Source organism: Candidatus Bathyarchaeota archaeon (assembly GCA_025059045.1).
In the GTDB taxonomy this organism is placed as follows: Archaea; Thermoproteota; Bathyarchaeia; order Bathyarchaeales; family DTEX01; genus JANXEA01.
In genome coordinates this window covers 1-8,995 of sequence record JANXEA010000021.1, presented here as the reverse complement: position 1 = coordinate 8,995, position 8,995 = coordinate 1, and the positions used below count along the sequence as shown (strand labels likewise).

Below are 8,995 nucleotides of genomic sequence, written 5' to 3'. Positions count from 1 at the left end.
CTTGGTTCATTGAATCCCTATCTTCGCAAACCCTTGTAATCTTTGTTATCAGAACAAAAAAGTCGCCCTTCTGGAAAAGCAAGCCAAGCAAACTCCTAATTCTAAGCAGCATAGTGATAGTTGCTTTCGCGCTAATACTACCTTATACGCCTGTAGGAAAAATTTTTGAATTTGTAGAGCCTCCAGCACCCTTCTTCATAGCCCTAGCAGCCATTCTCGGCGCCTATATAGTCTTAGCCGAAATTGTCAAAATCTGGTTTTATAAGAGGCATGGCTACCGCTTGGAACAGGTTTTGATTCCGAAAAGGCGTGCAGGGCTTTATCTCACCAAAACCGCAAGGCTTGTCCAAGACATGGTGGCCATAATCTGTCTACGTCCTGAAGATGAAATCTCCATCGATTCCTTACTTGACGATTTAACGAGAAGCGTAAACTATCCTCTTGACCACGACCAAGTCGGGCATAACATCCAACATTTAAGGCGTGCAGGGCTCATTGGCATTGATTGGCGCCTAAGGACAATAAAACGAGAAAAGTCTATGAAAGACTATGTAACGAAGCAAGTTGTAGCCAGCGAGTTTTGGCCAAAAATAGCTGAAGATTGGCAAAAAATTAGCGACATCCTTCAAAGCAAATACAACAGGGTAAACACGGAATATCAGAACCTCTATCTTCTTAAAGTTGGAATAGTTCCATAACTTACTACATTTTTAAGAGGGAGAAAGAATATGAAATGAGATTCTCCATAAACAAATCTCGTTACAGACAAATTCGCCGAGAATTTAAACCGAAATGTAACCTATTCCCCAGCGCCAAACTATAGGTTTAATGGTTGAACACCTTTTATTTTTAATCGTGAAGTCCACCTTCAAGCCTAAAATATGCCTGAGATGTTGCTTCTTAAACCCGATTGAAGCGAAGATACCCAACAGATGCGGACTAGCCGTATCAATGGAAACAGTCATAAACCAGGAGACAGATCAGAACTCGCTATTGGAAGGAGTAAACGCCCCGAAAAGACTACTGTAGTTGATGAGAGAAGGAAAATAGATAGCTAAGTGATCTTCGCATCCCTTACTCTCATGTCGTAGGGCCAGAAAACACGGTGACCTTGCAATGCTAGCACGAACCTCAGTTGCAATGGTAATCGCATACCGGAGAGAAGCATAGACAACCAGTTCTTCTGTAAAAGAAAACTATATATATATCAACCTCAAGAGTAAATTGGGAGAATTCTAGAATGAGAATAGGCCATATTGTATCTAAATACTTGTTGTTGCTGATCACATTTGTTCTTCTGTCTGCAATTAATGTTAGTAGTATTTTGGCAGTCAAAAACTCGTATGTCTTAGGGTCAAAATATTATGTACCGTCGGATTAAATACAGGTAGTTATGCAAGTCTGCGATGAAATAGTCTACAGGAGCATACAGATGGGTTTCACATCTTACAATTGGTATGGGTCTAATTCGACGAAAAATAACATTCTCATAGCTGCATCAGGACAAAATGCTCGTAACGCAATAACGTTTTATATTGGACATGGATCGCCTGGGTCATATTTAATACTGGATGACATCGGTACTCCTGTGTGGCACCATGAAATATATGGCGTAACAGGGAATCAGATAAATAAATTTGTATTTCTATGGTCCTGCCATCAAGCGGAGGTGAAAAATAGGATGCCTAGAGGATGGCTCCACACAACTGCAGTCAGTGACGATGGATACCATAATCCTGACTATGGAAGATTAACCTTCATCGGTTTTAAAAACTATGCGCCTTTCCTTTCTATAAATATAGACGGTATGGATCAGGCAGGGGCAGTATTCATAAAACATTTCTACCAAGTCCTTGCAGTGGGCACAGATTCTTGCGTAAACGAAGCTTTGAATATCGCCTCCTTTAGTTTATGGGAACGTGTATGGGATCAATGCGCATTGTACAACTCCACTTATGGTATGTGGGTATATGGCAATGGCCTTATGAGCGTTTATGGATTGCCCGGGTGATTGAAACGAAGCTGAAAAAATTCCTATTCATCCTTCTCATGATCTTGTTAGTAGCTATTATGTGTAAGGTTTATGCACGTAATGGTTCTTCAGAAGATTTTTCAGATCGTAAGCCTCCAGTTGAGACTGTAGCGCGACTGATGCTTCGTGCGGTTCCTTTGAAGTACGAGGTGGAGTTCGGGGAGCTCGTAGACATGCTTCGTGAAGTTCCAACAGAGATACCTAGAGGTGAGAGGGCGGTTGTTACGAAGATGAAAGGCGACTTCGTGATTGAGCTTGAAGTTGTTAACAAAGTAACTGAGGGAGTGTGGTGGGGATGGGACTTCTACTGGCGCCGGTACTGGTGTCAGGGAGACTTTGTGGCTAGGACGCCTAACGCAATAGGAATCTGCTTTAACACTCGCGGAGAGATCACCTTCTTCTACACCGCTATGTGGTTCACTAAATTCGAGATCAAGGGCGAAGTCAAGGTTATGCGTGAGGAAGCGTACAAAAAAGCGTTCGAATATATTTCAAGTAATATGAAGTGGATAGGGGTCACAGGATTAAACTGGACCTCAGTTATCGCAGTACTCAAACACGAAAAAGACCTCAATCCTTCCACGATAGGTGAAGGATGGCCCAACCCAGGCAACTACTACCCATGCTGGGTCGTTGAAGCTCGCTACGACGAAATGTATGTGACCCCTAATGGTGAATATTGGATCATAGGCTACGTAGTGGGTATACGGGCTGATACAGCAGAATTAATATATCATCACATGCAGGGTGTGTATGGTCCTCCGCCTAGCTACAAGGAAATTCCTTTAACTGAAGATGAACTTTTACTTGATGAGGTTTCTGAGCCGCCAACTTGATACATGGGTATAGGAACGCTTTCCGCCATCATCATCTTGGTTCTAGTACTAATTGTGACTGTCAAGACTCTCAAAATAGAGGATATGTAGGCATTTGCCGCCATAGAGAGCCGAAGATGATTGTAAGTGTCAGAAGTTTTTGATAAGATAGGTGAATATTCGAGGAAAAGCTAACCTTGGTTCTTATATAATTTTATTCGTTCTTTGGTCATGTCCACGATGGGCTTGCGGAAGCCGAGGCTTATAAGGCGCTTCATCTCCCTGTAAATATCCTGTATCTCAATGCCATCGTATACTTTCGCGACCCACCTTCTTGCTTTGCTCTTGTCGAAACGAAGGTCCCATCTGGAAGGCGAATTATTCTTCCCTCTTCTTCAAGAATGCTCAAGGCATCACAAATTGTGTGCATGTTGGTGTTTGCATCTTTACGCTTATTTTAAGTCCATCTTCGCCAAGAATATCCTGAACATTATTAACCCCCTATTCAAGGATTTTAAAGTCTTGATTGATGTGTTCAAGTAAGATTCTTAAGTCACCCTTCCCTAGTAAAGGGAAACCTTCCATTTGATCTCCAATCTTTAAGGAGCCTTTTCTCCTCAGGATGCCGATTCCGTAGCCTTTCTCAAAGAACCCGTTTATATCTCCGACGTCTACTTCTACGTTGTTTATTCTTCCATGATATCTCTGCTTTGGAAATGCTGGATGAACTGTCTCTACAACATCCCTTATTATAGTTCTTGGACTGATTACTGATATTGTTCGTCTTTTTCCCAAATTGACGTTGAAGCATCTATAAGCTGGGAAAATCATGTGCTCCGCATCGCTTATAAAAATGTATACGTCTCTTCTGCGGACTGGGATAAGCTCTCGAGCATCCCTGAAACCTTTCCTCCAGGAACATACTTTACCCCAGTAACCCGAATCACATTCGGTTGCTTAACTTTAAACCATTCATGCTCTATAGGAGCGGCTCTTAAGGCGTCTATCTCCCACTGATGTATGTTTCCTTCTCCAACCCCAACTCTCACATTTTTCCTATAAACAGAGAATCTGACTATAGTGCTTCGGCTAAAATTGCCCCAAGCCGAGTCCAGTAGACCGCTGAGCACAACTTTTAGAGCCAAATCAGGCAGCAATCTATCCTTCAATGTCGTCACTACCATTCTGCTATGGAAACGATTGCCTCAATGCATGAAATGGCTTGATATGTCGATTCCAAATCTGATATGCCAAGGAATATCGATCTGCGAAAGCCACCATTCGGGTTTTGAAAACTAGCGACGAGGCTTAAGGTCTCCTTAGGATACTTAGGGCGTTCGTTCAGAACCTCAAGTGCCTTTACCCCATAGTAAATGTCTTCCATGTAGATTGTTGATATCTCCGGGGATGGTGCGAAACCCCCACTGGAAAGCTCGCACCCTCTGACCCAACTTATCGTCTCACCTAAGAATTCCATATTATAATTCAAAATCTTCAGCGTCTTTAATACGTGATATGTTGAGGCGATTCTGGAATGCCTCTTACTGCCGAAGCTTCCGTCACTATTTCGTAGGCTCAAAATTTGTTTTGTAACGCTTTCGGCATTAATTGGGAAGTCAAGGGCATCGACTAGCTCAACAGCCAAATGGACATTTTCTATCTCTGACACAATCTCGACATCTATGTATTTGTGAGAATTCTTAAGCCCTGCAAAAATGGCGTCAAATGATTGGTGAAGTCGGTCAAGAGGCTTTGCTGGCTTATGTCCAAGGTGGAGTAAGGAACGAATCGCGTAGTACGCAACCTTAACTGAATCGAAGCCTCCGTCATCATACTGGAGCCTTTGTAAGAAACGGACTGTTTTTTGCACATTTCTAGGCTGGGCGCCAAGCATCTCAAGTATCTTTAACGCGTAATACGTGTCTTGAGCGTTCGATTCTCCTCCTCTGCAGAATGTGTATCCGCCATCTTTGTTCTGCCGCTCAAGAACATATCGCATAATATTTTTTGTCTTGACCAAATCTTCTATTTTGGCTCGTAAAGGTTTTATGTTCCCACCCATTCTGCGGTTTTGTTGGTAGAAGCCATCAGCCTAGGACGAAGCCGAGGCGGTTAAAGGTGGGCTTCATCACCTTCAAGAAAAAATTCATTTCCCAAAGCGACTATTAAATCTTATCCAAGAAATTGCCAAATCTGACAATTACCCGGCGGGAATTGAACCCACGACCCCCGGGTTAAAAGCCCGGTGCTCTATCCTGGCTGAGCTACGGGCCCAGCAACCTTATTTCAAGTACTGAGACGCATCGTCCTCTTATGTTTTTCCCAGTCGGACGTAAAGATTTAGGTGTAGACTTGCACTTTCTAAAAGAGATTTTAGGTTATATGAAGATTACGTGGAATTAGAAGGCATTTTTGGCTGCAAGCTCTAAATTACGATTACTTTTTACTATTGCTGGTCGAAGTGTCGGTCCCTGTAAGCTGGATGATAGACTTTTCCGTAGTGTATCAGCATTTCGTAGATTTCACTCATAAGTTTTCCAGATTTAATCTTCCCAGTCAAGTGTAATAATGCTGTATGTTTGCCTCATCCAGGTTCTCCGGCTACCCATACATTGAAACCTTTTTCATAGCAAGTGTAGCCGAAGTTTGCGTGCCATTTGCTCAAGAACTAGAAAAGGATGAGAGCCTCTAGAGACAGCCATGCTGTGCTGTTCAAAATAGATCGAAATTTCATGTACAAAAATCAAGTTGAATTATGCTCTGTATAATAAGAGTGATTTCTGTTAGGAAATGTAAAATACTTGTTTTCTGCTATATCGAGGTGTTGAGCGGTAATGTTTATGAAGAGAGTAATCGAAGAGGTAGTACGTGAGAATGCTCCGGGACCCTCCCCATCCTTCACCATTTATGATGCGGTCAGATTTTTGAGTATCATCGCCTCTGAGGGGCTAGTCGGCCGCGCCCGTCTGTCTGAGATGCTTGGCCTAGGCGAGGGGGCCACAAGAACTCTAATTTTGAAGATGGTGAATAAGGGGTTGATATCAACTTCTAAGAAGGGTTGCAAATTAACTGAAAAGGGGGAAAAGATTTGGCGCAGTCTTAAAGCCCACATACCAGTGATGGTTGAATTAAAGGAGAAAAATGAATTGACATTAGCCCGGTATAATGTGGCGGTTTTGGTTAGGGGCGGAGCAAATGTGAGGAAAGGTCTTGAACAGCGGGATGCGTCTATTCGAGCCGGGGCTAAAGGCGCGAGTACCATTGTCGTTAAGCATGGCAGACTTATCCTTCCTGCCGTAAGTGACGATGTAAGTAGGGATTTTCCTAAGGCTTTCACCCACATAATTCAATCTCTCAACCCGGAGGAAGGGGACGTCGTGATAATCTGCAGCGCGGATAGCTTAAGGGATGCTGAACGGGGCTCGATAGCCGCGGCTTGGACAATAATATAGGACTAATAGGTGATCTTCTCTCCACCCTTAAACACTCGTTCAAGCATAGCATTCAGTTCAATAAGTCCCTCATGCGTCTGTGCTGATACAGGTATTAGGGGGAAGCTGAGCTCGAGCTGATGGATGGCTTCTCCCATCCTCTGTGTGAGTAGACGCTTCGTCCCTTCGAGATTCTCGTTTATGGCGGATTCCAAGGCTTCATAGTCTTCTGACCATTCCAGCACTCTGTCTAGGTCTGCTTCTGGGATCAAGTCGCATTTAGAGAGAACATGAATTTGGGGAAGGAGGAATCTAACGTGTACTGCCGCAGAGAGAAACATATTTGAGACATAATTTAGGGGGTTTAGAGAGAAGACTGAATCAAAGAGGTAGACTATGGCTTTCTCATCTTCGCTAATGGTCTGGGCTATGAAGGGGCCGCTTGCCCTGAAGGCGAAGAGCTCCATCTGCCCCGGTGTGTCAACAATAAGGATGTCGGGATCAAGATCCTCGATCTCCTCCTTAAGAAGATCGATCTCATCGGCGATTAGGTCTGCGGCCATGATGAGCGCGCCATTTGGGCCGAGATTATACTTCTCCATAATGGACTCGATCGAGATGTAATTGCGAATGTCAATGTCTGGCGTGTATGGCAGGTTCACAACCCCGGGGTCAAGGTTCAATGTCGCGACTTTCTGTCTGTCCATAAGCATTCTTTCTGTAAGCGCTGCTGTCAGATAAGACTTCCCTGAGCCTGCGGTTCCAATTATGAAGGCCGTAAAAACCATTAATGGTTACCCCTTCATTCATGGCTGGTGAGGCTAGAGTTAAGCGTTTCTAATGACCTTCCATATCGAATTTATCTAAATGGTCTCAGAGATCTTTTTCGGTCTGATCTTTCCACCCCTCTCTTTTATCATCTCCGAAATCTGCATTATCGCCCGCCCGATCCTTTGCATAGCTTCAGAAGAATCCTTTGATGTTGTAGAAAGATGGATCTCAACTCTCAGGGTTTTTTCAGATGTTTGGGGATGGGACTTGATGTATACGTATGGATTATCCGTCATGACTTTCTCTATGAGCGGTGCAAGATCAGATTCTGGTAGGTCAAGAACCTCTATGCTCGATTCGTAAAAGGTGAGATCGCCTGAAACCCTCCGTAAGAGTGGCTCCACAGATGAATCAAAGATAGCCATCATTTCACGTGGCACACCTGGCAATATTACTATCTTCACACCCTCCGTCTCTATTAGAACACCGGGCGCGGTGCCGACTGGGTTGGGAAGCGGCACCCCGCCTCTAGGCAGTGTAGCCATCTTAATCCTTGGAGGCGTTAACTCAAATTGGCCAATTCTTCCCTCATTGACGTAGCGCTGATAGGCGCTCTTTATCATCTCCAATGCATCTTCATTCACTTCCATCTCTAAGCCTAGAGCTGATGAAACGCCTGCGAGCGTCTTATCATCGAAGGTTGGTCCAAGGCCTCCAGTAGTTATTATGAAGCATGGCCTTCGTTGGATAGCCTCCCTTATAGATGACGCAATCTCATCCACGTCATCTCTAATTACCGTTATTCTTCTTACAGACAGTCCGAGGCCAGTTATTCTCCTTGCAAGCCAATGGGCATTAGTGTTCATTGTCTTCCCAATAAGCAGCTCATTTCCAATGCAGATAATCTCGACATATGATTCCAATCAACTTCACCTTTCACTACTGCTTTAATCCAGACCTATTCAATACATTCTGTAAAGCTAAGGGACAGTAACTGATTTCGGGAAACCAATTAATAAACATAGGGTGAAAATAATGAGTATTGTGAGACCATGAGCGTTGAAGAGATACTCTCAGCTATACCGTCCTACTCGAAGGAGTTAGGCTTGAATCTCACCCGGCCTGAGGACAGGTTCAAGTGGTTCCTGGCTTCGATACTCTTCGCTAAGAGAATTTCAGCTGAAATCGCCAAGAAGACATTTCGCCAATTCGAGAAGGAAGAATTAATCACTCCTGAAAAAATTATGGAAGCCGGATGGTACAAGCTTGTAGAGGTATTGGATTCAGGCGGCTACGTCAGATATGACTTCTCAACCGCGACTAACATGCTAGAGACTATGAGAGCCCTTAAAGAAAGGTATGGAGACCTTGAGACCTTGCATGAATGTTCTAGAAGCCCACAGGAGCTGGAGAAGCGATTGATGGAGTTTAAAGGAGTCGGACCTGTGGCGGTTAACATCTTTCTGCGTGAATTGAGGGGTATATGGAGAAATGCTGATCCCAAACCGTCAAAACATGCTGAAGAAGTAGCGGAGAAGCTGAACCTTAGAAGAATTAAAGAATACGAGTCAGCCCTTGTACGCATAGGCCTTGAGTTCTGCAAGAAATCTAGGTGCTCTCACTGTCCAGTAAGAGGGTACTGCTCTAAAAATTCAGATGCATAGTGAATAATAGGAATAGATGTCTGCCGAGCTGCGTCCCATAATCACTTCTTCTTTGAGAGCCACCATTGAAGATACTCTTTCCTTAGCCTCTTCTTCTCATCTTCCTCTCTTTCAACACGTTCCTTGGCTTGCTCACGCATCTCAATGATCTCTTGAAAGGTAAGCGTCAGACCGCAGCTTTTGCAGACATAACGTTTCGTAAGGCTTACGTAATGCATTTCCCCTCCGCATTCAGGGCAGTATCGCATAGTCCTCTCCTATCGCAGCAAAAAGATGTTAGTC

General features: G+C 43.9%; 11 protein-coding genes and 1 riboswitch. Of the genes, 5 read left to right on the top strand and 6 right to left on the bottom strand.

What is annotated here, in order from left to right; translation table 11 throughout:
* The 3 genes from NZ952_06725 to NZ952_06715 form a co-directional block, all read left to right on the top strand.
* Positions 1–698: cation transporting ATPase C-terminal domain-containing protein (locus tag NZ952_06725; protein MCS7120876.1), on the top strand; the 698-nt coding region annotated here is incomplete at its 5' end.
* A 695-nt stretch (positions 699–1,393) separates the two neighbouring features.
* Positions 1,394–2,011, top strand: a complete 618-nt coding sequence (locus NZ952_06720; GenBank protein MCS7120875.1) for a hypothetical protein — start codon at positions 1,394–1,396, stop codon at positions 2,009–2,011.
* Between the two features lie 59 nt (positions 2,012–2,070).
* Positions 2,071–2,868 (top strand): hypothetical protein, encoded by a 798-nt coding sequence (locus NZ952_06715; GenBank protein ID MCS7120874.1) that lies wholly within the window; start codon positions 2,071–2,073, stop codon positions 2,866–2,868.
* A gap of 480 nt (positions 2,869–3,348) precedes the next feature.
* On the opposite strand, the gene NZ952_06710 is transcribed toward NZ952_06715, so the two are convergent.
* Genes NZ952_06710 through NZ952_06700 form a run of 3 tightly spaced genes read right to left on the bottom strand, consistent with a single transcriptional unit; the run spans position 3,349 to position 4,867 of the window.
* Entirely contained in the window at positions 3,349–3,678 is a 330-nt protein-coding gene (locus tag NZ952_06710) for a hypothetical protein (protein ID MCS7120873.1), read from the bottom strand.
* Between the two features lie 14 nt (positions 3,679–3,692).
* The gene (locus tag NZ952_06705; protein ID MCS7120872.1) at positions 3,693–4,016 is read right to left on the bottom strand and encodes a hypothetical protein; all 324 of its coding nucleotides are present in this window, start codon (positions 4,014–4,016) and stop codon (positions 3,693–3,695) included.
* A gap of 8 nt (positions 4,017–4,024) precedes the next feature.
* Positions 4,025–4,867 carry a hypothetical protein gene (locus tag NZ952_06700; protein MCS7120871.1) on the bottom strand — a complete coding sequence of 281 codons (843 nt, stop codon included), beginning with the start codon at positions 4,865–4,867 and terminating at the stop codon, positions 4,025–4,027.
* 51 nt (positions 4,868–4,918) lie between these two features.
* Positions 4,919–4,989: riboswitch (Fluoride riboswitch) on the bottom strand.
* Positions 4,990–5,681: 692 nt separating this feature from the next.
* Here NZ952_06700 and NZ952_06695 point away from each other — a divergent pair.
* Complete coding sequence (locus tag NZ952_06695) at positions 5,682–6,299, top strand: DUF4443 domain-containing protein (GenBank protein ID MCS7120870.1); 618 nt, start codon at positions 5,682–5,684, stop codon at positions 6,297–6,299.
* A 2-nt stretch (positions 6,300–6,301) separates the two neighbouring features.
* Here NZ952_06695 and NZ952_06690 read toward each other — a convergent pair whose 3' ends face one another.
* Entirely contained in the window at positions 6,302–7,066 is a 765-nt protein-coding gene (locus NZ952_06690; protein ID MCS7120869.1) for an ATP/GTP-binding protein, read from the bottom strand.
* Between the two features lie 75 nt (positions 7,067–7,141).
* Positions 7,142–7,972 (bottom strand): nicotinamide mononucleotide deamidase-related protein, encoded by an 831-nt coding sequence (locus NZ952_06685; protein MCS7120868.1) that lies wholly within the window; start codon positions 7,970–7,972, stop codon positions 7,142–7,144.
* A 129-nt stretch (positions 7,973–8,101) separates the two neighbouring features.
* Here NZ952_06685 and NZ952_06680 point away from each other — a divergent pair, with 129 nt between their 5' ends.
* Positions 8,102–8,713, top strand: a complete 612-nt coding sequence (locus NZ952_06680) for a hypothetical protein (GenBank protein MCS7120867.1) — start codon at positions 8,102–8,104, stop codon at positions 8,711–8,713.
* A 41-nt stretch (positions 8,714–8,754) separates the two neighbouring features.
* Here the strand turns inward: NZ952_06680 and NZ952_06675 are convergent, their stop codons facing one another.
* Positions 8,755–8,961, bottom strand: a complete 207-nt coding sequence (locus NZ952_06675) for a hypothetical protein (protein MCS7120866.1) — start codon at positions 8,959–8,961, stop codon at positions 8,755–8,757.
* Positions 8,962–8,995 lie beyond the last annotated feature (34 nt).